Annotated in this window: 20 protein-coding genes, 4 pseudogenes and 1 CRISPR repeat array; of the genes and pseudogenes, 13 read left to right on the top strand and 11 right to left on the bottom strand. The window is 32.3% G+C overall.

The window, feature by feature from the left end; translation table 11 throughout:
- The first annotated feature begins 830 nt into the window (after nt 1-830).
- Complete coding sequence (locus DJ93_RS00480; protein WP_042978693.1) at nt 831-1,232, top strand: hypothetical protein; 402 nt, start codon at nt 831-833, stop codon at nt 1,230-1,232.
- 68 nt (nt 1,233-1,300) lie between these two features.
- Here the strand turns inward: DJ93_RS00480 and DJ93_RS00485 are convergent, their stop codons facing one another.
- Together DJ93_RS00485 and DJ93_RS00490 are read right to left on the bottom strand one after the other, a co-directional pair.
- The gene (locus DJ93_RS00485; protein WP_042978694.1) at nt 1,301-1,582 is read right to left on the bottom strand and encodes an HU family DNA-binding protein; all 282 of its coding nucleotides are present in this window, start codon (nt 1,580-1,582) and stop codon (nt 1,301-1,303) included.
- Between the two features lie 155 nt (nt 1,583-1,737).
- Complete coding sequence (locus DJ93_RS00490; protein WP_042978695.1) at nt 1,738-2,160, bottom strand: hypothetical protein; 423 nt, start codon at nt 2,158-2,160, stop codon at nt 1,738-1,740.
- A gap of 280 nt (nt 2,161-2,440) precedes the next feature.
- Here DJ93_RS00490 and hfq point away from each other — a divergent pair, with 280 nt between their 5' ends.
- The 5 genes from hfq (at nt 2,441) to DJ93_RS00515 (ending at nt 5,932) form a co-directional block, all read left to right on the top strand.
- Nucleotides 2,441-2,644, top strand: a complete 204-nt coding sequence (gene hfq / locus DJ93_RS00495; protein ID WP_042978696.1) for an RNA chaperone Hfq — start codon at nt 2,441-2,443, stop codon at nt 2,642-2,644.
- A 42-nt stretch (nt 2,645-2,686) separates the two neighbouring features.
- Nucleotides 2,687-3,025, top strand: coding sequence for a hypothetical protein (locus DJ93_RS00500; protein WP_042978697.1), 339 nt, complete (start codon nt 2,687-2,689; stop codon nt 3,023-3,025).
- A 14-nt stretch (nt 3,026-3,039) separates the two neighbouring features.
- The gene (locus tag DJ93_RS00505; RefSeq protein WP_042978698.1) at nt 3,040-3,702 is read left to right on the top strand and encodes a ribonuclease H1 domain-containing protein; all 663 of its coding nucleotides are present in this window, start codon (nt 3,040-3,042) and stop codon (nt 3,700-3,702) included.
- A gap of 110 nt (nt 3,703-3,812) precedes the next feature.
- Complete coding sequence (locus tag DJ93_RS00510; RefSeq protein WP_042978699.1) at nt 3,813-4,868, top strand: hypothetical protein; 1,056 nt, start codon at nt 3,813-3,815, stop codon at nt 4,866-4,868.
- A 452-nt stretch (nt 4,869-5,320) separates the two neighbouring features.
- Nucleotides 5,321-5,932 carry a hypothetical protein gene (locus DJ93_RS00515; protein WP_042978700.1) on the top strand — a complete coding sequence of 204 codons (612 nt, stop codon included), beginning with the start codon at nt 5,321-5,323 and terminating at the stop codon, nt 5,930-5,932.
- A gap of 34 nt (nt 5,933-5,966) precedes the next feature.
- Here the strand turns inward: DJ93_RS00515 and DJ93_RS00520 are convergent, their stop codons facing one another.
- From DJ93_RS00520 to DJ93_RS00525, 3 genes and pseudogenes are all read right to left on the bottom strand, one after another.
- Entirely contained in the window at nt 5,967-6,557 is a 591-nt protein-coding gene (locus DJ93_RS00520) for a DUF4030 domain-containing protein (protein ID WP_042978701.1), read from the bottom strand.
- A gap of 164 nt (nt 6,558-6,721) precedes the next feature.
- A complete protein-coding gene (locus tag DJ93_RS33025; protein ID WP_181969245.1) occupies nt 6,722-6,889 on the bottom strand; it encodes a hypothetical protein in 168 nt (55 codons plus the stop codon).
- A gap of 20 nt (nt 6,890-6,909) precedes the next feature.
- Nucleotides 6,910-7,377 (bottom strand): annotated as a pseudogene (locus tag DJ93_RS00525) (site-specific integrase); the annotation flags it as partial.
- A gap of 115 nt (nt 7,378-7,492) precedes the next feature.
- Between DJ93_RS00525 and DJ93_RS00530 the strand changes: the two are divergent.
- A complete protein-coding gene (locus DJ93_RS00530; protein WP_042978702.1) occupies nt 7,493-8,929 on the top strand; it encodes an IS4 family transposase in 1,437 nt (478 codons plus the stop codon).
- A 421-nt stretch (nt 8,930-9,350) separates the two neighbouring features.
- On the opposite strand, the gene DJ93_RS00535 is transcribed toward DJ93_RS00530, so the two are convergent.
- Nucleotides 9,351-9,761: a Tn3 family transposase gene (locus DJ93_RS00535; RefSeq protein WP_042978703.1), complete on the bottom strand. Its 411-nt coding sequence runs from the start codon at nt 9,759-9,761 to the stop codon at nt 9,351-9,353.
- On the opposite strand from DJ93_RS00535, the pseudogene DJ93_RS33555 reads away from it, so the two are divergent.
- From DJ93_RS33555 to DJ93_RS00550, 4 genes and pseudogenes are all read left to right on the top strand, one after another.
- Nucleotides 9,756-9,887, top strand: a pseudogene (locus tag DJ93_RS33555) (transcriptional regulator); the annotation flags it as partial. The gene DJ93_RS00535 and the pseudogene DJ93_RS33555 sit on opposite strands and share 6 nt — an antisense overlap.
- A gap of 66 nt (nt 9,888-9,953) precedes the next feature.
- Nucleotides 9,954-11,651 (top strand): T7SS effector LXG polymorphic toxin, encoded by a 1,698-nt coding sequence (locus DJ93_RS00540; RefSeq protein ID WP_042978704.1) that lies wholly within the window; start codon nt 9,954-9,956, stop codon nt 11,649-11,651.
- 21 nt (nt 11,652-11,672) lie between these two features.
- Complete coding sequence (locus tag DJ93_RS00545; protein ID WP_042978705.1) at nt 11,673-12,125, top strand: YrhA family protein; 453 nt, start codon at nt 11,673-11,675, stop codon at nt 12,123-12,125.
- Nucleotides 12,126-12,138: 13 nt separating this feature from the next.
- On the top strand, nt 12,139-12,591 hold the full coding sequence (locus DJ93_RS00550; protein ID WP_042978706.1) for an SMI1/KNR4 family protein: 453 nt from the start codon (nt 12,139-12,141) through the stop codon (nt 12,589-12,591).
- Between the two features lie 279 nt (nt 12,592-12,870).
- Here the strand turns inward: DJ93_RS00550 and DJ93_RS32770 are convergent, their stop codons facing one another.
- The 5 genes and pseudogenes from DJ93_RS32770 to DJ93_RS00575 form a co-directional block, all read right to left on the bottom strand.
- Nucleotides 12,871-13,047 carry a hypothetical protein gene (locus DJ93_RS32770; protein ID WP_161785242.1) on the bottom strand — a complete coding sequence of 59 codons (177 nt, stop codon included), beginning with the start codon at nt 13,045-13,047 and terminating at the stop codon, nt 12,871-12,873.
- A gap of 629 nt (nt 13,048-13,676) precedes the next feature.
- Nucleotides 13,677-15,047, bottom strand: a pseudogene (locus DJ93_RS29785) (IS1182 family transposase); the annotation flags it as partial.
- A gap of 132 nt (nt 15,048-15,179) precedes the next feature.
- Entirely contained in the window at nt 15,180-16,229 is a 1,050-nt protein-coding gene (locus tag DJ93_RS00565; protein WP_052109481.1) for a nucleotidyltransferase-like protein, read from the bottom strand.
- Nucleotides 16,160-16,849 (bottom strand): Cap15 family cyclic dinucleotide receptor domain-containing protein, encoded by a 690-nt coding sequence (locus tag DJ93_RS00570; RefSeq protein ID WP_042978708.1) that lies wholly within the window; start codon nt 16,847-16,849, stop codon nt 16,160-16,162. Before DJ93_RS00570 ends, DJ93_RS00565 begins: the two co-directional genes overlap by 70 nt.
- Before the next feature lie 252 nt (nt 16,850-17,101).
- A complete protein-coding gene (locus DJ93_RS00575) occupies nt 17,102-18,625 on the bottom strand; it encodes a DNA/RNA helicase domain-containing protein (protein WP_310593263.1) in 1,524 nt (507 codons plus the stop codon).
- Between the two features lie 281 nt (nt 18,626-18,906).
- On the opposite strand from DJ93_RS00575, the pseudogene DJ93_RS00580 reads away from it, so the two are divergent.
- Nucleotides 18,907-19,327 (top strand): annotated as a pseudogene (locus DJ93_RS00580) (recombinase family protein).
- Nucleotides 19,328-19,601: 274 nt separating this feature from the next.
- Nucleotides 19,602-20,478: direct repeats of the CRISPR family, unit length 29 nt; unit sequence GTTTTATCTAAACGTAGTGGGATATAAAC.
- 185 nt (nt 20,479-20,663) lie between these two features.
- Nucleotides 20,664-21,590, top strand: a complete 927-nt coding sequence (locus tag DJ93_RS00585) for a helix-turn-helix transcriptional regulator (RefSeq protein ID WP_042978709.1) — start codon at nt 20,664-20,666, stop codon at nt 21,588-21,590.
- Nucleotides 21,591-21,749: the final 159 nt, after the last annotated feature.

Genomic DNA, 21,749 nt, shown 5'->3' on the forward strand with positions numbered 1-21,749 from the left:
ATCAGAAAAAAACACAATTATTTTTTGAGAAAGGGGTTTAATAGCATGTTTAAATCAAATAATGTTTCTTTATTTTTAGTGGTCATTTCTTTTTCTTGTTTTATTTTATACCTTCTAAATAGTCTGGTTAAGCTTCAACCAATTGTTCTATTAGCTGTTATGTTATTTTCGATTTTAGGAGCTATTTTCACGATAGATTCTACTGATAAGACTTACAAAAAAAAGATTCTTTTAGTTATCGTAATTCTGTATTTCATTTCAATACCTGTAATACTTTTATTTAAACTTATTTTCAAATGAATCAAACTTTTAATTTTCGAGAGGATGGGTAGAAATACTCGTTTTCTAATTAAGTTTTGGATTATATGAATAGCTTGATATTTTTCATTTTTATTAGTTTTAAATTATCAATAGGGTACACTCTATTGATAATTTTTGTCTCCTTGGTAATTAAGCGTTTGTAGACTATCAATAACACTTATCAAAATTAAAAATTAAAAAAGAAAAACAGAGGAAAAGACAGAGGACCAATTGGTTCTGGTTAGTCAATTTTAATAGCAATAACTATAAGGTTTGTAAGAACAATCAGTGGATATAATCCGTATTTTGGTTCATCTAACGTTTATTAATGTAAAAATATTCCTTAACGTACAATTTTCTTTTTTTGATCGTGTGACCCCTATAAAAGAAATAGGTTGTAGTTGGAAATAAAAGTAAGGCTATGACCTATTTTTACACGTATCTCGGCTGTACCCCTACAGACAACAGAAATATTAGCAAAAGCGTTATCGTATTACAATTTGAATTTTATATAGAAACGAGGGAATGTGATGGATAAAAATATTGTTTTTGAAGCGAAAAAGGATATTTATTGGGAGGATTGGGGGCATTTAAGAAAAATTTTTCTAAAAGGAAGAATCTATCAAGGTACACTTCATAAAAATGGAAAGGTTACAGCAGAAACACCTTATTATGAAGGAATTTCTGATTATGTAGATTTAGATTCTATTGAGATTAGATTTAAAATACATGATTGGGTAATACATGAAGAAATTCAATCAGTATTTAGGATATTAGAAGTTTATGATTTTAATGGTTTAGCATTTTTACGTGATGATTGCGGTGATACAGGAGATATAGAAGCAATCGAAAAATGCCGTCTTGCTACAGAAGAAGAAATTGAAAAGGAAAAATTGAGAAGAAAACGAGAAAAGGTATGGTCACATATATAAAATAAAAAAAGCGTTATTTAATAAAAAGAAGGGAGAATTAGTTCTTCCTTCTTTTTGAAATTTATGTATCATACAGTTTCTTTTACAGCCTCTTTTAGACCTTTACCCGCTTTAAATACAGGTACTTTACCTCCAGGGATATGCATTTCTTCTCCCGTTTGAGGGTTGCGTCCTGTACGTGCAGAACGTTCACGCACTTCAAATGTACCGAATCCAATTAATTGTACAGATTCTCCGTTTTGAAGAGATTGTGTGATTTGATCCATGACAGCTTGTACAGATGCAGAAGCATCTTTTTGTGATAAGGATGCTTGTTCAGCAACTTTTTTGATAAGTTCTGTTTTGTTCATATGTATACCTCCAGGCAATGATTCATTTTAGGTTGCTATTATAACGTTTTTACTAGAAATGTACAAATTCTCATTTTGGTTGTTTTTGCCTATTCCTTCGAAAAGGAGAAATAAGGTTTTGCTTGCAGAATCCATTTTCGTGTAAGCATTTTTTCTTAATAATCGGATCGTTTAATCTTTTGCAAAGATTCCACTCCAAGTTGCGAGTCGCTTTTTGCCATTACTTTTTCATAGGTTCCCTCTTTTAATTTTTCTGTTAGAGCTAAAATATCGTTTAAAGTATGGTGTAACTGTTGCACTTGTCCTTGAAGGCGTTCAATTTCACTTTGCTCGATAGGTGTTAAACGCTCTTCCTTTTTCCATTTGGAAAGCTGTTCTTCAAATATCCATGCAAATTCACGTTGTTCTGTGTAAACATGGATGGTGCGCTGTATGATTGCATCATTCAACACATGAGGTTTGTTGCGGGCTTCTAAAAGATTTATATATTGTTCTTTAGCATCTGAGGATTGACCATCGATTAGATTTGCAATGATAGGCAGGTTTTGGATAGGTTGCCAATTTGGTTGATTCTCCATATATTTGTTCCGTCCTTTCATTTAATTTATTATAAGGGAATGATATCACAAAGTAGGCGGATTTACAGGAAAGTTGAAATAGCTAACGCATACACTTATAATTTCACATACCGGATTGTTTATAAAAATACCAAACACCAAAAACCTAGAATACATTAAAATTGGGAATTATTCCTTCGTTCTAATGGATCATACACCGTATCTTTTGGATAACGATTCGAAGAAATGTATACATAAAAAATCACTTTGTCTAAAATGTGGTACCATTATGTAAAGGAGGATGAGAATAACAAGGCAAAATTCACAAGATGAGTACTATGAACAATTAAAGCAGAAAAAAGAAAACGTGATTATTATCTTTAAAAATGGGTTTCGAATTTCTGGTCAAGTAATCGGTATTGATCGTTTCACGGTGCTACTTATGGTGAATGGTAAACAACAATTAATCTATAAAAATGCTATCTCGACTCTTACTACATACTAGATTAGGAAATGGGCTGGATGCCCTTTTAAGGAGTTGCATACTATGATATTTTTATTTCAATTTGAAAACAAGGAAGATGGAATTGATTTTGTTCTCAATGAAAAAATCGCTTTTGATATGCATCCCCATCATGAAAAAATGTTACGACCCTTGGTTCATTCTACCTGTCAAATATTAGATCGCTACAAACAATTTAGTCAAAATGATATCTTAATGACCAGCAAAATTTTTGATAATGATAAATTAGGTGTCATGTTAAGCGACGGATTGGGAACCTATATTGATCCCTATACAAAATATCAAATTCTCTTTGCAAGTGCGAAATCCATCGCAGATATTCTAATTGAGGTAATGGAGCAACGGACGCTAGTAAGGAAATGAAGGGAGGAAGAGGGATGAAAAAGAAGGTATATGCTGTGCGAAAAGGGAGGAAAACCGGTATTTTTTATTCTTGGAAAGAATGTGAAGCGCATGTCAAAGGATATTCAGGTGCGCAATACCGCTCTTTTCCTTCCAAAAAAGAAGCACAACAATATCTGTCATCCACTCTCATTCAAAATAAAAAACACCAGGTATCTTCTCCTTCTCAAAACATAAAAGAACAGCCAACGAAGCTACATTCTTCAGGTGTTTCACAAGAATCTATTGTAGAAGTTTATATTGATGGCAGTTATAACGTAAGACGAAAAATTGCAGGATATGGCTTGGTTATGATTGCTCAAAACCAAGTGTACCTAAAAGATTTTAGTGCCTATCCCTATTCAGATGTAACAGCTACTCATAATGTTGGTGCTGAATTAATGGGTGCAAGACGTGCAGTAGAATTGGCTTTAGCAAATGGATGGAAACATATGATTTTGTACTATGATTATACAGGTATTGAAAATTTCGCAACAAAAGCGTGGAGAGCTAAAACCACTCAAACACAAGAGTATCAAGATTTTATGCAAAAATACATGCGTAACATCGAAATACAATTTGTAAAGGTAAAGGCTCATAGCGGTAATGAGTACAATGATTTAGCAGATCGTCTTGCCAAATATGCAACAAATCTATAAAAATAGTTGAGTATGAATCCTGTAAGTGAAATCCTTATATAATTTTATCAATAACAAGATATCCAAATATATTTTATACTATATATAGTTCAAACCATGGGGGAGTGTATATGCGTAAATTGTTTAGTGGAAAACGTATACTAGAAAGGGAAACAAACGAAGGTTCATCGTATTTTGTAGTACCAAAAGAGCAATTTCAGAAGTATGTGGTGTTATGGGGATATTTAATCCCACACGGATTTTTCAATCAGCCTAATAAATGGATAAATACGTATACGATGAACCCATTGGATACATATGTTTTAGTAACAGAATTCAATCCTGAAGAGTATGAATATATGATTTACGAAGAAACAAGGGTTGCTAAAAAACTACATCAAATATTAGAGCCTTATGGAATAGATATTAATAATGAATTTGAAGAGTTCGTAAAGTTGAAAGAGATTCCAGAAGCAGCCATAAGCAAAGTAAAGGATTGCTTAGTGGAAAAAAAGTGTATGAATGAGTATCCAGAAGACTTTCCAGTAGTCGACGGCTATGAATATATAATTAAGGGCGAGAAAAAGAAACTTATTATTGAAACTGAAACTTATCATAATGATGACACACTATATGACCAAACGGGTAATTTTAATCATAGCTATATCGTTGAAACATATCGTAAGACAGTTACAAATGGATTTATTTATGTATTTAAAACGCATGACAATGAATGGTATCAATATTATGTAGAAGGCGCTAGTAAAGACTGTTGGATCATGAAAGAAGTATATGATGATGAGTTAGAAGATTTACCAATTTCATCTTATGAACTTATTGAAACAGAGAAACGTGAGATTCCGGAAGAAGATTTAATGCCTAATATTAGCTGGGAAGCATTACTGGATCCGAATAGGGAATGTGATTTCTATTACTCTGATAAAATGTTTGCAATGAGTTTCTTAACAAATGAGGGAAGGTATAATGTAGTGAACATTAACGGTGAATGGAAAAGATATAGTGAAATGGTCACTAAAGGAGAAGCACCATTTTCCAAATGGGATGATTTAGAGTTTATTGGGACGTCTAAACAAGGTGCAATTGAAGGAAAACAATTTACACAAGAAGAAATGATGCAATTTGCAGTATATATGCGAGAAAAGAGAGAGAAGTCATCATTGCATTAATCCAAAGGAGTCTGTGAATTGGGATATTTCAACCCTGAATTGATGAGAAATAATCTAGACCAGGAAGAAGCAATGCAAATTGTAACAAAATATATGGTGACCCCTACATAATACATACTAGATTTATATAAATATTTCTCGATATTATATTATTAATATATAAGTTATAATATAAGTAATTCTTTTTATTGTTTATATTTTTGTTATTTCCTGTTTCAGAATCCTTTAAATAAGAGGATTCTTTTTTTATTGTATTTCAACAAAAATATTTTTGTTCCCATAATTTTTAAAATTTCTCTTGTAACCCTTATCCCTATTATTCTCGTGCAATTCATAAAAATGTTCCCATAATCTTAAGATGAAAAAATATTCTGAAAACGTATTTACTATACAATATTTGTAAGATATGATGGCATTGTTCTACAAATTACAGACAATAGGGGGATGATGTTATGAAAAGAAAATATTTAGCTAAAGCAGGGGTATTTGCATTAGCAGCAGGAATAATCTTACCATCAACTGTCGCACATGGTGAAGTTTTACCTTCTTCTATCTCCGCATCTACAGAAAATGTCAATAATACAGAAATCAACGATGAGAAACTATCTATAGAAGTTTACGATAAAGATGGGAAATTGGTAAAAACATATTCTAAAGAGGAGTTAGAAAAATTTAATCAAGAAATGGCTACAACTCCCTTAAGAAGTTCTAATTTTGAGGGGAATATTCAGAAGGATACAGAGATTAACCCTCTTGCTATGAATGTGTATAATTTCGGTGAAACGGATGTTACAAACTTTCAGTGGGTTAGAAACAAAACATCGTTCTATCGCCCTCAAAGTGTGCAGGTAGAACCAAAAGACAGGACTGTTGGACTCGCAATCCAATTATATGCGAATAGTGTGTTCCACTCAGAATATAAGGTTAAAGGTGCTTTTTCTAGTGGACTAAACATACCAATTGCTCACCTTTTAGGTGATTACAATAATTACTATCAACTAGGACTTAAAAATTATGGCGGAGGTACCATACATCTGGAGAGTGGACAAGTTTATTATAAATAGCATGACTAAAAAGACTGGGAAATACCCAGTCTTTTTAGTTAATTTTTTGTTTATCTCGACTATAAATTTCAATAGTATATGCATCGTTTTTAATCCATTTTTGTGCTTCCGGTGTTTTAAGCAAATCATCAACTTCTTTTTCTATTTTCTTTCCAAATTCTCTCACATCTGAATCAGTACTATTTATAGGAGTATATATAGCAAACAGAATAGGTTGTTTCAATTCTATATAAGCCTTCATTGAAAAGTCCTTGTACCCGTTTTTCTTGAATAATTCTTCATAAATAAGGCTGTAAATCATGTCCCATCTGTCCTCTATTTTTGCAATTGTCATGCTTGTTTGACTAACATTAATCGTGTACGGTTTAATATTTTGATTTTTTAGCTGAGTATTAATCTCTTGTTTTAACTTATTTTCATTTTCATTTCCAACCATTTCTAGGTCTACTATTTTTGTTTTATCATCTACAGTGGCACCACGAAACCCTTTTTTACCCACTATATTCTGAACAGTATCCATAACTTCTGACCCTTCACTTTTTGCTTCTTCTTTATCGTTCTGTTGACAGGCACTTAACAAAGTGGCTAATAAAAGAGGTAACAATAATCCTTTTCCTTTTTTCATCCCAATCTCCTTTCTAGTAATTCCTTGTTATATTTTTGAGCCGTATCTGAGTCTGGATTATAAAAAACATAATACAAGTGTAATCGGTCTAACTTCTATTTTCATATTGGATTAGGTATTCTCCAAAACAAACGAAAAACCTTCCCCTCATTTTAAGGGTTATTTTACTTTGCTATTAACTGAATTTGAAAAATATCCGATTCTTTTAGACCTAGAACATTCATTTCCTCTTTAAACGTTCGCCAAGATTCAACTTTAATGGATTTGGTACTTCTATCCCTTAATGTATACACTCTTATGTACTGTTGCTCTTGTTTTTTATTTCTCTCCACACTATCTTCCTCCGTTACTTTTAATCGATGTAATTATAATATCTTTTTAACGAAAGCTTAGATTTAAACCCTACCTGTTTTATAATTTCATCCTCTGAAATTTGATGTTTTATTAACCTTAAAATGAAGGTATTCCGCAAGTGTTGTGCTGAAATTCCCTTTCTTAAATTTGCTCTTGCAACTTCAAGTCGAATCATCTTTTGAACAGCAATTTCTGTTAGAGCTTTAGGCGCATCATTTTCATATGACCAATGATAAGTTTTCCGAGTAAAATCAAAGGCTACAAACAATGGATCATTACTATGGTATCTTGGACGAACAGGTTCAGGAATGATTTTGTAATAGTTAAATAAACGCTTTTTATCTTCTTCAGTTAAAAGAATCGTTCTTTCTATGCCCACTATTCCTGGTACTGAGATTGTATTGTTTTCAAAATGGACGTCCTTCATCTGTAAACCGACAAGCTCCTGTAAGGATAATCCATTATGATTTTCCTATTGGGGGTCACCATACATGCCCATCAACTTAAGACTTTTTATTACCCCCAAGTACAAAAAAACGTTATTCTTGCTTAATAATCTATGAGAAAGGGTGACGTTTTTTATGAATCTCTCGATTCAAGAGGAATTACAACCATTTGCAGAAGAATTACAGCGCTATATCACACCTGGATTTTTAGAAGAACTGGCAAGAGAGATTAAGTTTATAAAGCGAAAACGTAAGTTTTCTGGATCAGATTTAGCTACGATTTGTATTTGGATTAGCCAACGGGTGGCCAGTGATCCTTTAGTTCGACTATGTAGTAGGCTTCATGCAGCTACAGGTACTTTACTCAGCCCGGAGGGCTTAAATAAACGATTTACTGCAAAATCAGTGTTATTTTTAAAACATATCTTTTCTTTGTTATTACAACAAAAAATCTGTGAACAAACTCATATTTCTAACCAACTTTTTGCTCATTTTAAGCGCATTCGCATCATGGATGCTACCATGTTTCAAGTGCCTAATACTTTGGAACATATATATCCTGGTTCAGGTGGTTGCGCGCAAACAGCTGGGATCAAAATTCAATTAGAATATGATTTACATAGTGGGAAATTTCTTAATTTTCAAGTGGGTCCTGGAAAAAATAATGATAAAACATTTGGAACAGAATGTTTAGATACGTTACGACCAGGCGATTTATGTATTCGTGATTTAGGCTATTTTTCATTAGAGGATTTAGATCAAATGGATCAACGTGGTACGTATTATATTTCGCGGTTAAAGTTAAATACGAATGTATATGTGAAAAATCCAAATCCGGAATATTTTAAAAATGGTTCCATTAAAAAACAATCAGAATACATACAAATTAATGTTATACAGATTTTAAATCAACTTAAACCTGGAGAAACGGTAGAATACCAGCAAGCTTATATTGGAGATAAACAGCAGTTATTTTCACGTCTCGTTTTTCATCGTTTAACAGCGGCACAATTACAAAAACGCCTAGAGAAAATTGCAGAAAAAGAAAAGTCAAAACACAGAACCTATTCAGAGAAAAGTAAATTAGTAGCGGGATTAAATGTATATGTGACAAATGCACCTTGGGAGTGGGTTCCGATAGAACAAGTACATGAATTGTATACACTACGCTGGCAGATAGAAATTGTTTTTAAAACGTGGAAATCATTATTTGATATAGATCATTGTCGCACTGTCAAACAAGAAAGAATAGAGTGCCATTTATACGGAAAACTGATCGCTATTTTCTTATGTTCTTCTACCATGTTTAAAATGCGTCAACTTTTATTACAGAAGAAGCAAAAAGAATTAAGTGAATATAAAGCAATTGGAATGATTCAAGACCATCTATTTCTCCTCTATCAAGCCATACAGCAAAACACCCAAGAAGTAACAAAGCTTCTGATCCGCCTGTTCCACCTTCTAGAGAAAAACGGGCGGAAATCTCACAGATATGAGAAGAAAACGGTCTTCGATATCATGGGTGTTCATTATGAGTATAGTATAGCTAGAGAACAAAAGAAAGCTGCATAATTTTAAAAATAAAACTCGTTAGAGTTTATTTGGCCCACGGCAACGATTCTTTCTTTTTCGGGCCATTCATCAAAAATTATAGATTTTTAGGATAAAACTTTAATTTTTAAGACTGTAGTGTTACAAAATTTAAGGAAAACCTTTAAAAATAAGTTCCGTAAACTTGTTTTTATGTTAATTTATACGTGTTCCGTAAACAAATGTTATTAAAAACATTGCAGAAAGTTAACGGAATTTCACTTCTGTTAACTGAAATAACAAGTGGCCCCAAAAGGTAGTAATCGTTGCCGTGCCCCAAATGCACTTCAATGTAAAAGGTGCTGAAAAGAGCTTAAATAGTGTCTCAAAACTCATCTTTAAATCAAATTCTCAATTCAACCCGTGTTATGGAGTTTTGGGAATCCCTTAGCGTATAAAAACGTTAAAATGTGCGTCCTACCCCATTAGACATGAATTGTAACAAAAACATCGTTCTAATAGCTCTGTCTAATTCACAAAATGCCTGATATAATTTATTCCTCTTACTGTAGGTGCCTAGTGTATTCAATATAGTAGATGGAGTAATTTTACCAGCTTTGATTGACATCGCGATCCTAAGCATATCTGGGTAGTGATTTTCAATCATACTCCAATTGATTTCTCCTGAAAATAGTTCATCAATATGTTCATAATTGTCTTGTGTATTGGGGCGAAATAATTTTAAGTGTTTCCAATTGCGAATGCGAGGCATTAACTGAATACTTAATAAAGTAGCTAAACCAAAGACTGTGGTGCTTTGACCTTGCGTATCCGCGTGCAGAATTTCCGGTTGAATATCTACCTTTTCATTCATCAAAATACAATTAGTCGTATTTCTCGATCGAATGAGTATAAGCCATCTTTAGGGAATGGACAGAAGATAGTTAAGGCTTTGAAAAGAAAAGGTTATAATGTAGATTTTGATGATTTCTGGATGTAATTAGAAACTTATCCTTACAACATTCTCCTTGAATTGGTATGATTTACTTATTAAGGAGGGAGATTTTTGAGTTTAAATATGTATCTAGGAGAAGTACATACTCAGACGCAAAGTATGAACGCTGTATGTACCGCTACTATTCAAGGCATGGAACAAGCTATTCAGTCGATTGACGCTTTTGCAAGTGATACTGTTTTACAAGGACAGACTTACGATAGTGCGAAAGCGTTTTTTGTACAAACCTTTTATCCTTTAGCGCAAGGAATCATTTACTTATGTGAGGAATTAATCCGTCAGAATGATGCCTTTCCAAGTCAATTTCAATCACAAGTAGCTTCAACAGATGTCATTGAACAAGAAATACTAGAACAAATTCGAGGGATTGACCAAACAAGAGCAAACATTGAAGGAATCAGTCAAGCTATACCCCTTCCTGGTATGGACGCTATGGTGGGTATTTTTGATATGATGAAACGGAAACTGCAAGAAAAATTAGAACATCTACATGAATTTAATTATACTTCTAGTAGTAATTATGATACTGCACTTCAACTGACTGCTAGTATTGCGACGGGTTTGGCGGAAGTTCAAAGTGGAAAAGGCTTTAGTCTCGCAAGTGGTACATTTAGTACGCAAGGGTTGAATATGGAGTGGATAACTTCTATTCAATCGATTGGAGAAGAGAGGGCACGTCAGTCTGAAAATCTTCTAAAAAGTAGTTCAATTGAAGAAGGGGCAATGTGCGGTAAGCTTCCGCCAAAATCTGACTTCGAGAAAGCTTGGGATGAAGAGAAAAAGGATTTAATGGACGCATGGACTGGTATTTCTACTGGTGTAGAAGATGCTGTCACAGATGCATGGGAAGGGCTTAAAGCATTGGGTGATGCAGAAACGTGGGAAAATATGCGTGATGCGATTGTAAATTACGAGGAAACTCTTCCTGCAATGTGGAACGCCTTCTCGGATTCATTTATGAATGATTTTTGGAATGGAGATATGGAAAGTAGAATACATTATGCTGCCTATGGTGTGGCATCATTATTAACAGGTTTTATTGGTGATAAAGGTCTTAGTAAAGCAGGACAAGCAGGGAAGATAGCGATCGCTGCCAACCTAACAAAAGGAAAGTCGTTTGTGACTAATTCCGCTACATATAGAAATACATTAAATTCACTAAATAATTTTAACTTTAATTTTGGAAATCAGCTTTCAATAGCAGGTGTTGGTGGAAGTTCTTTAAAATCTAGTTTTATTGATACTTATCAAACAGCTAAGAATAAACTATCCCCTTATCAATATACTAAAAGTACTACGGACGGTGACGTTTTTATTGGTAAATTATATGGAGAAGATGTAATTCTTAAAGATGTTAAAGTTGATGAAATTACTTATACTAAAAGAAGTAAAGAAGAAGCTGCAAAACTTAGAAGGGTTTTTCAAAATACCGTAAAAAAAGAATTTCTTTACGGTTTGGCAACTAACCCTGAGAAGGTTCTTGAACTTAAGAAAGCGGGTATATCAGACTTTGAAATAGAAAATATGAAAAAAGGAAAAAATCCATCAGGGTGGCAAGTACATCATAATTTCCCGTTAGATGACGGGGGGACGAATGACTTTGAAAATTTAACTTTAATTCAAAATCATCCATATCATAAGGCTATTACTAATACACAAAACACACTAACTAAAGGCTTGACTCATGGAGATAGTATTGATATGGATTGGCCTATACCAAAATATAATATTTATCCTAAAGGGGAATAAATTCAGAAAGAAGGTTTTTATATGTGGAAAGATACGCTTTTAGAAGTTGAAGAAACAATGAAAAGTTTTAATCTCAAACTGAATAAACCAGCAAAAGATACTGAAGTTCAAAAATTAAGAGAACATATTAAAGAAAGCTTTAATATTGATTTACCTAATGACTATGAGGAATTTCTTAGAACTGTAAATGGCTTCGAATTTGACGGTCTGATAATTTATGGAGTTGACTCTTCTTTACTAGAAACAGAAAGAGATGAAACAGTTTATGGACTTTTAGAAAATAATAAGATTTGGTATGAGAACGAGTGGCAAAAAGAGTACCTTTTCCTTGGAGATTCAGATATTGCATGGTTTTGTAAAAAACTATCTGAAGGTACTTACTTAGAACTTGATAAACCATCTGGTACAGTGATGGAAACATATAATGATTTCAATACAATGCTTGAAGAAGCATTGAAAACAACCCTTCTTTAATAGGGGTATTAAAATGAGCAATGTTACATGGTCTTTTATGAGTAAAACGCCAATTACAGCTGAAGAAATACAAAAAGTAGAACAATATTTTAATATTAAATTACCCGACGATTTTGTTGAATGTGTGAAGAAGTATGACGGAGGATATCCTCACCCAAAAGTTTTTGATGTATTAGGACAAGATGAAAATGTATTTAGTGACCTCTTAACCCTTCATATCGAAGATAAATATTCGATTGTCCAAAACTATGAAGGTGTAAAGGATAGATTGTCTGATAAGGTATATCCTTTTGCTAGAGACCCGTTTGGTAACCTTCTATGTTTTGATTACCGAAATGAACTTCAATCACCAACGGTCGTATTTTGGGACCATGAGGAAGAAGATATGGAAAAAGCAATTTATCCTGTTTGTTCATCTTTTACAGAACTACTTAACAGCTTACGTGATTTTGAAAACGAAGAATAATCAATTATGAATAATATAAGAGCATTCCTCCCATTAAAACAGGAATGCTCTTTTTAAAATCTCTCTACTAGGGGTCCGGAAACGATTCTGGGTATGAGGGGCCACTCTGGGATTTAATTACAAATTAAAGAAGAACTTTATTCAAGTTCTTTTAATATACGATACAGAACCTAAAGACTCATGTAAGCATCCAAATAGGTTGCTTTTTTCTCTGTTATATAGAAACTACATAATAAAAATGAAATTCAATAAAGTAGACATTAATTAAATATCCTAACCTTATTTTGATACTGTAAGGAATAAAATATCAGTCTGAAAGAATAATACATCATATTCTTCAAATAATTGTTTGTTTACTTTTTCCCAATAAATTTCTTCATTATATAAGTAAAAAAGAGATAAGAACACTTTAATTACGTGCATTATATCTTTTCGAATATGTATGGCATATCCCATGTAAAATTACCACATATTTTAATGGGACTTACAGATTGCTCTTCAACAAAAATCATACCTCATTTTTTGTGAAAATATTCAATTTTAACTTTTCGTAAAATAAATCATGGAAATATATGTTAAACGGACGTATTGGAATACTATAGTTATCTATACCTATCAATTCATATTATTATAATTAATATAAATCAAATAAAAATATAGGTCTATCTGTAAGAATGCACCATTCTTCTCTATTTACCTATACGTACATTTTTTATAATTTATTATGATATAGATATTACTTAAAAGTATTTTGTACAAAACACCAAATTAGAATTTTTAGGAATCAATACCCGATACCTTCCCTTGTTTTTTTAATTCAAATAATTTTCAAACATTAAAACTCAACGTGTTATATAATGAAATCAACCGTAACGTTTATATATCAAAATTTCAAAGATTATGAGCTGCTTTTAATCAACTTTTAGCTAACATGCTAGAATGTTCCTTATTATATAAAAAAATAAAAGATTGCCTTTTTAAGGCAATCTTTGCAGAGTGTTTGGAAACCCTTTAGGGTTTCCTACACTCTGGAATGTATGAATTATGAAATTCGTACAAAATAGTAATACATGATAAAAACACAAAAAATAGCCCTTCACCTGACCCTTTTTGGTCAGGTGAAGGGCTATTTTTTTCATGTTTTGGCAGGCTGCAGTGAGATAGGCCTGCATTTGGACATACTTCACCCCTCGAAACCGGGCATACCGATAACCATGTAGTTCTTTGGCATCCGCAAAACTCCGCTCAATTGTAGAACAGCGTACTTTATATAGCTTTTTACCCGTACTTGTTAATTTGTTTTTTCTTGCGATATCTTTATATTCTTCCCAAATATGATGCGTAATGACTTTTTGTTTTTGTTTCTCTGAGAAACATTTATCACGCAATGGACAAACGGCACAATCTGTTGGATTAGATTTATATTGACGGTATCCTTCTCGATCCGTTGTCGCATATTCTAAAATACATCCCATTGGACAGGCAAATACGTCTGTTTCTTCTTCATATTTAAATTGACTTTTTGGTACTTCTTTATTCCGTTTTCCAAATCGGCGATACCCCATCACCATAAATATATTCTGTTCTGATAATTTCTTACAGATATAACCTGTAAAATAACCGGCATCAAGTGCTACAGCTTCAACTTCGAATCCAAATTTATCAATTTGAGCTTGGAGGCGTGCTAAATACGGCTCGGAATCCGCTACATTTCCAGCCGTTATATAGGTATCTGTAATCACATTGTACTTCGCATCAGTCGTACAATGATCTAAGAAATGAAAACCGTTCGGTTTTCCATCCCTCATTAAAAAGCCACTATCTGGATCAGTTGTACTTATACGAATTTTTTTAGTAGGGGTATCACTTTCCTTTCTAGGTTTTAATTCTTTTTTTCATGAGCTTCACGATCTTCCATAACCGCAGCCTCTAGTTCCTCTATATAAAACTTTGGCTTTTCTTTTTTAAATTTATGTACAAATTTATTTTTATTGGCATTCGCTTTTATGTGCGTAGAATCTGTCATCAAGGCACGTCCTCCCACCATACGGTGTTCCGTCGCTTGACGTACAATTTCATCAAAGATTTCTTCAAATATATTTGTATGAATAAAGCGCGTACGGCGATTCCAGCTGATGGTAGAATGATTTGGAATTGGATCTGATAGGGAAAATCCTAAAAACCAACGGTAAGCAATATTGGTTTTAATCTCTTTTTCTAGTTGACGTTCTGAGCGAATACCGTAAAAATATCCAATAAACATCATCTTAAATAAAACGATTGGATGAATAGAAGGACGTCCATTATTTTCACAGTAATAGGGGCGTAACTTCTCTTCAATAAAATCAAAAGCTGATTGTAGCTTCAATCGCACGAAGAAAATGGTCTTGTGGAACTAATTCTTCTACAGAAACTGATACACGTTCATCACGATGATTTTTTAATGCACCCATCATAAAAAACCTCTCCTTTTCCTCTTTTTTATCAGTGTTGACACATAAAAAGAGGTTCAGACACAAAACAAGGCTGTGGAGAAGACTTTCTCCACAGCCTGAAAAGATTGCCTTTTTAAGGCAATCTTTGTTTTATTACGCAATAATTTCTTTATAAATTGTATTTCCTGATATCGAAAGATCGTTTCTGATATCCTGGACCACATTATCTAATTCCAATATCATTAATTTCAAATCATGAAGGGTTGCCCGTTCAAATATAGTTCTTGACTTGTCAGGTACTAATAAGCCCTCTCTATATTCAGAGTTCTCATAAACATTTTTCAAAAATGAAAGTGATTGTGTGATAAGCAGCAACGGAGATTGTCCAACTAAGTATGAAGCATTATCCTGATGATACATAAGCGCAGCAATATCATAACTACTAAGGTTAATTTTCACATCACTGTCAGCCTTTAATGTCTTTAATAATCGTACCATTTTTTTATAATTTGTTGCTGTATAAAGATCTTTATCATCCAAAAGCTTGTTATGATAAAAAGGTGTATTTGTTAATCGTTTTTTATTGTGATAATCCAGGACCATGACTCCTCTATGGTATTCTGCACCCGTTTGTGCATACAAATTTGTATTATACCAATTCGAAGGTACTACATCGACTTTTCTTCTCAAGGAGCCTCCTTGTAACCCAATTGACTTTGCACCAGAGTTATCAATATCTGCAGTTGGAAAGGCGCTTGATAGAATAGAATAACATTCTTCTCTCAATTCACATAAATCCTTAACCGGATCTCCTGCATATGGGTATGAAGGCTTTTGAGGAGCCTCTAGTGAATGAAAACCCGAGTGCAATGTTAACACATCAATATCACTATGAGCTCTGATATGAGTATTATTGGTGACAGACCCCTGATATCGAAACTCAACATTAAAACCATTGTCTTCAAGTTTTGAAAGTTGATTTTTTATTCTTTCACCTTCTGCAATTGTATTGTTAGTGTACTTTAAATCAACCGGATTCATTGCACCAATCACGTATTTGATAGTGGCAGACTCCTTTAGTTCCTCATAGGATTCCTTTAGTATTTCGTATGTACTATATTGTGATTTTTGGATTAACCCGCCATCTTCTTGTCTTCTTTTTTTGAGGCTATCCAGTCTTTTAGAGTAGTCAAAATTGGCCATTTTTCTTTTTTCCTCCTTTTCAGTTTCATTTCTCCATAAGATTGTCTATCCTTCATATTATTAAAATAGCAACCTTCAGCTGTTTTTTCATCCTCGTTAAAGGTCAAAATACAAAATCCTTCATGTTTATGTAAATCCTTATCTGAGTTAGCACTTGGGTTATTTTCATAGTGATAGGATAACTTATATCCTACCCCTGCATAGTACTTTATTCCACCTGTAGTACTTAATGAGTTAGAAGTAGAATTTTTAGTTTTTAAGGTAATTAAAATTTTGTCCCATGTTTGTCTTATAGTTATGCTTCCGTACCACTCAAATTGTTTATTTAATCTAGTGTTATTCGATATCCCATAACATTCCCATTCACCCTCTAAACTCGGGAAATGAAAAATCGTTCGGAACAAAGGGATTTTCCAGATAACGAGATTGAGTAATAGATAGAGAACATAAAATATAGTCACACCACTTATAGATAAAGTAGCGATAACGGGGGCATTAAGAATCTCTTGAATCCAAGGTTGGATGCGAGTTGAAATTAGACTAGATAGTCCCATAGATGATATTGCAACCCAAAATAATATTTTGTGCTTTGGATGGTCAATTACAGTATACTCATGCATAAAAATCCCCATTCTTTATTTTCATTTCGGCCTAATAATTCCCAACTTAATAATACTTTATTTGTAATTAGAAAACTAGTTTTAAAATTCCGTAATTATATCCTTTAAGTTGGAATATTTGTATTTTCTATTGTAATGAGATAGTTTTTTTCAACCTTTTTATATTATCTAAAAAAGAACTTGTAGTGATTGCTACAAATTCTTTTTACTTTTCGGATTAAATTTGAACAAAACTGAAAGTATCTACGTAATTTAGCTACTTTTCTTAGATTGCAAAATACTCAAACATTTCTCTAAAACTTCCTCATTATCGATAATAATGATATGGAGTTTTTTTCTAGCTCTTGTTACCATTTGAAAGAGCATTTTAGTATTATCATAATAATAATTTCTGCTAATTAGACGATTTTTTTCATCGTAAAGAAAGTTAGAATCCATTACAACAACTACGTTATCAAATTCCTGACCAATAACCTCATGTGCACTCTCATCATTCCAATTTTGATATTCTTGATATGGATAACGTTTACGATAACCAGGTGTATAATTTATCGCCTTCCATCCTTTATTTGTAAGTACATTTATATAATTACTTACCCTAGAATCCTCAGCAAAATACTGCACACTAATATTAGAATAATTCTGTTCTGGACTTCTTTTTGATAAATCAAATAAATTTTTTATAAATGCTGCAAGTTCCTTATTTATTCTAATTTTTTCTGTTAAACGATATTGTTTAGGAGAAATTTTCTCTTTAAGAAATCCAGGAATATTTCTCTCAACCTCCCAACTAGCAAGGCATTGATTAGGGTCATATGAAAAAATACATTTTGCATTTGTTTTATTAATCTCCATTATCAATTCCTCTAATTGCTGTGTATATATTCGTTGAGTTTCATCTATGATTATAAGCTCGTACTCATTTACATTATATTTTTCATATTCTTTAATATGTGCTATTTCCCAATTGTAGTTCTGTATTAACTTTTTTTGACCGTCATTTAAAGTCCCACAATGGATAATAAGAACTCTTTTTGATTTATCTATATATGCTTTTGCAATATCATAAGTTAGAAGTGTTTTTCCTGTTCCGGCGTATCCTTCAATTGCAATATAACAAGGACCTGTTTCTGCACCGCTACTTAATATATCATTTTTAATGTTCTCTTGATGCTCATTTAAAAAATACTCACTTTCTAAGAAAGTCTCTGTAGAATTAAACGGAGAGACGAGATACTTAGAGGGCTCAAAATATATGTGGATGTTCTCAATTTCAATTAATACTTGTTGCTTTAGTTGTTCAACTAAGAATAAAATTTCAACCTCTGCAAAGTCTTCCTGTTCATTTAAGTAATAAATCTTTCTTTCTGAGGAAACATAAGTAAATTGCAAAATCTCTTTTCCTAAAAATCCAAGATAATATTTATTTCTTAAAAGCTGTTTTTTCATTCTATCCCCAGTGTTTTCCCTTTTCAATTCTATATTTATAATATTATTTTCTCCAAAACGTAAAAGATCAAACTCTCTATTAATTTGATTAATTTTGTATCCAACATAAAAGCCTTCTACGATTCTCACACTTTCAAAAATCGAAAGTAGTTCATAAACCAAAGAATCTATATCTTCTAGTTCATCCTCTTTAATTTTGATGTCAAAATGTTCTTTGTATGATTTAAATACGATAGGTTCTAGTTTTCTTTTTGCATTAATCAAAGATACTAAATTTATAGGTTTCACGTTACTCTTTCCTCTCATAATAAGATAATCATCTAACACATTAATTTACTCCATTTATAAAATACCATATCTAGATGTCTTCTGGTAAAAGTGCCAATGTAAACACATTTATCTTTATATAAATTTAACTATCGCATTCTCAAAAGGTACACCTTTTGAAGTAGTGTGATTTTTATGGAAAACAGTGTATCAAAAGGTCTAAAAAGGAACTTATGAATCACTTCAAAAATACAGATACCTTTTGAAGCGTTTTTGCTATAAATTCAGATAATATGAAATATGTATCAAAAAGTAACAACATTAAAAGGAGTACCTCAATTATGAATGTTCGAAAGTTTGGATATATCAGTGTAAGTAGTAAAGACCAAAATGAAGATCGTCAACTTGAAGCAATGAAACAATTTATTACCGATGAGCGAGACATTTTTATCGACAAGCAAAGCGGAAGAGACTTTAATCGAGAGCAATATCAACTCTTAAAACGTATGTTAAGAAAAAGTGATATTTTATATATTCACTCCCTAGATCGTTTCGGAAGAAATAAAGAATCTATCCTTAAGGGCTGCAAAGAAAAAAGGAAAGCATTTGGGAAGACCTACAACTAAAATTACTGATAAATTCATTCTAGCCTATAAAAATTGGAAAAAAGGAAATATTTCAGCGTTTGAAGCAATGAGAAGATGTAACATGACGAGTCCAACATTTTATAGAGTAGTCAAAAGGTATGAAAATAGAGAATAACATCCCCTATAAATAAAATACAATTGGTTTCTTTTTTGTACATTTGTTTATTTCTTTAGGTTTTTAGATGTGTTACGTTTATATTGTAGTAATAACTAATTTTGCAGCGTATCTTAATAATTACGTAACATGCTAAATCTCTTGTGATTCATGGGATTAACATAATTTATGAAAATATTTATGAAACAAGACTGGCGATCCGCTGCAAAATTTGCAAACTAGTATCAATTAGATTCCTTGCTGTACAAAGATTTTATCACACTTTTTATGAGGGGTTTTATCTAAACGTAGTGGGATATAAACAAAATCCATTACTGCTTTTTGATGCTGCTATCTGTTGTTTTATCTAAACGTAGTGGGATATAAACATATTTAAAACAGCGAGTTTCATTAGCTAATTCTGGTTTTATCTAAACGTAGTGGGATATAAACTCTTTTGAATTGCATCAGAAGCCATTTCCGCATTCATGTTTTATCTAAACGTAGTGGGATATAAACTCGGATTTAATCGGTACGAAATCTAAAGCCTGTCCTAGTTTTATCTAAACGTAGTGGGATATAAACTTTGAACTAGATTCATTTTTGTACTCATAGAAGCGTGTTTTATCTAAACGTAGTGGGATATAAACTTAAAAGATAAATATGATCGTATTTACATTGATGTACGTTTTATCTAAACGTAGTGGGATATAAACATAACTTAAATCAAGAGCTTTACTTGCATCATCGAAGTTTTATCTAAACGTAGTGGGATATAAACTTTGTTTTCTCTTTTTCTCCCATCCCCTTTATAAAGGGTTTTATCTAAACGTAGTGGGATATAAACAGAATTTCAACCACAAGAAAGTGCGGTACAGGTAGTGTTTTATCTAAACTTAGTGGGATATAAAGATTGCTTCAATCGTTGTAATACCCATGCCAATATAGTTTTATCTAAACTTAGTGGGATATAAACTCTAATTCATCATCACCAGTTTCTTTCGTATACCAAGTTTTATCTAAACGTAGTAGGATATAAACCTTATACGAATACCAAGCTTGTTATAACTCCATTCAAGTTTTAACTAAACGTAGTGGGATATAAACGTTAAAGTTACGTATGAGTCACCTTGGTTGCGTATAGTTTTATCTAAACGTAGTGGGATATAAAATATTTTATTATCGTAACATTAAAAGTTTATCTGAACGTAGTGGTCAAATGTTTATTATGAGTGATCTCCCTGAGATGGTTATTGTAATCTAGGGGGACTTTTTCTTTTTTAGAATCAATACAAATATTAACATGGAATATTTATCATCTTATACTATAATTAAATATGGTTAGGAGGTTACAATAATGTCAAAGGTCTCAAACTCCCTTCGTATTCTTTTATTGCTTTCAAAAAATAGAAAGATGTCAGGGGAGCAATTAGCAAGTATGCTAGAACTGAGTGGAAGAAGTGTTCGCAAGCATATTAATGATTTGTTAATGGCGGGTTTTATGATACATACGATCAGAGGACGAAACGGTGGTTATTTCTTAGAAACAAACCCTCTTTGGAACAGCTTTTTAGAGCAAAAAGAATTAGATAAGTTGACTGAACTAGTTCGTAAGCAACTAACACTTAATCCAAATGATAAAGTTGTCCAACAATTAGAAGAAAAACTAAAACAATTATCAAATCAAAATGACACTGTTATAACATCAAGTTATAGCGTTAACACAGATTTTTCCCACATCACATTTATTAAACAACAATTGAAATACTGTTTGGAAGAACAACTACAAGCAGTTATTACTTACTACTCTGCCTCTTCAGGTCTTACAACAAGAACAATTCATATTTATCATTTCATCCAACATAACGAACACGAATATTGCATTGCTTACTGCGAGAAAAAGAAATGTTTCTTAACTTTTAAGTTGAATCGCATTGAGAGAATTACAATATCTCATCAAACATTTAATAAAGATGCTTCTTTCTCACTCAAACAATTCCTTGGTACAAATAGCTTATTTAATGACCCTTATAATATTGAATTACTGGTAAAAAAAGATATATATATATGGTTTCGTGATACAAAATGGGCAGCGAACCAAGTAATAAAAGAGTACAATGAAGATTATTTATTTACAGGTACAATGTATGGATTACCTGTTATTAAACAATTTATTCTACGTTTTGGAGCTAGCGTCAGTGTTTTAAGCCCCAAAGAGCTACGTGAAGAGATCGAAAGAGAAATTCAAAAAATGCAAAAAAATAATTTTATCTCTTCTCTATAGTTCCTAATTTCTGTGTTAGGATAAAAATGGTTTATAACTATTGCATGGAATTTATTAAATCCACTATTTGGTTATAGTAATTAACCTCCAAATTATTTTAGTAAGCTGAATAAAATTTCACGTTTTATTTCATCAAATCCATAACTATAAAAAATGAAG

The organism is Bacillus clarus (genome assembly GCF_000746925.1).
Lineage (GTDB): Bacteria > Bacillota > Bacilli > Bacillales > Bacillaceae_G > Bacillus_A > Bacillus_A clarus.

Excerpts from the sequence above, each read along its gene's own strand:
- DJ93_RS00565 (WP_052109481.1), bottom strand. The coding sequence starts at position 16,229 with ATGGCCAATTTTGACTACTCTAAAAGACTGGATAGCCTCAAAAAAAGA.
- DJ93_RS00510 (WP_042978699.1), top strand. The coding sequence starts at position 3,813 with ATGCGTAAATTGTTTAGTGGAAAACGTATACTAGAAAGGGAAACAAAC.
- DJ93_RS32770 (WP_161785242.1), bottom strand. The coding sequence starts at position 13,047 with ATGGGATATGCCATACATATTCGAAAAGATATAATGCACGTAATTAAA.
- DJ93_RS00490 (WP_042978695.1), bottom strand. The coding sequence starts at position 2,160 with ATGGAGAATCAACCAAATTGGCAACCTATCCAAAACCTGCCTATCATT.
- DJ93_RS00545 (WP_042978705.1), top strand. The coding sequence starts at position 11,673 with ATGTGGAAAGATACGCTTTTAGAAGTTGAAGAAACAATGAAAAGTTTT.
- hfq (WP_042978696.1), top strand. The coding sequence starts at position 2,441 with ATGAGAATAACAAGGCAAAATTCACAAGATGAGTACTATGAACAATTA.
- DJ93_RS00550 (WP_042978706.1), top strand. The coding sequence starts at position 12,139 with ATGAGCAATGTTACATGGTCTTTTATGAGTAAAACGCCAATTACAGCT.
- DJ93_RS00480 (WP_042978693.1), top strand. The coding sequence starts at position 831 with ATGGATAAAAATATTGTTTTTGAAGCGAAAAAGGATATTTATTGGGAG.
- DJ93_RS00585 (WP_042978709.1), top strand. The coding sequence starts at position 20,664 with ATGTCAAAGGTCTCAAACTCCCTTCGTATTCTTTTATTGCTTTCAAAA.
- DJ93_RS00520 (WP_042978701.1), bottom strand. The coding sequence starts at position 6,557 with ATGAAAAAAGGAAAAGGATTATTGTTACCTCTTTTATTAGCCACTTTG.
- DJ93_RS00485 (WP_042978694.1), bottom strand. The coding sequence starts at position 1,582 with ATGAACAAAACAGAACTTATCAAAAAAGTTGCTGAACAAGCATCCTTA.
- DJ93_RS00530 (WP_042978702.1), top strand. The coding sequence starts at position 7,493 with ATGAATCTCTCGATTCAAGAGGAATTACAACCATTTGCAGAAGAATTA.
- DJ93_RS00515 (WP_042978700.1), top strand. The coding sequence starts at position 5,321 with ATGAAAAGAAAATATTTAGCTAAAGCAGGGGTATTTGCATTAGCAGCA.
- DJ93_RS00535 (WP_042978703.1), bottom strand. The coding sequence starts at position 9,761 with ATGAATGAAAAGGTAGATATTCAACCGGAAATTCTGCACGCGGATACG.
- DJ93_RS00500 (WP_042978697.1), top strand. The coding sequence starts at position 2,687 with ATGATATTTTTATTTCAATTTGAAAACAAGGAAGATGGAATTGATTTT.
- DJ93_RS00570 (WP_042978708.1), bottom strand. The coding sequence starts at position 16,849 with ATGCATGAGTATACTGTAATTGACCATCCAAAGCACAAAATATTATTT.
- DJ93_RS00505 (WP_042978698.1), top strand. The coding sequence starts at position 3,040 with ATGAAAAAGAAGGTATATGCTGTGCGAAAAGGGAGGAAAACCGGTATT.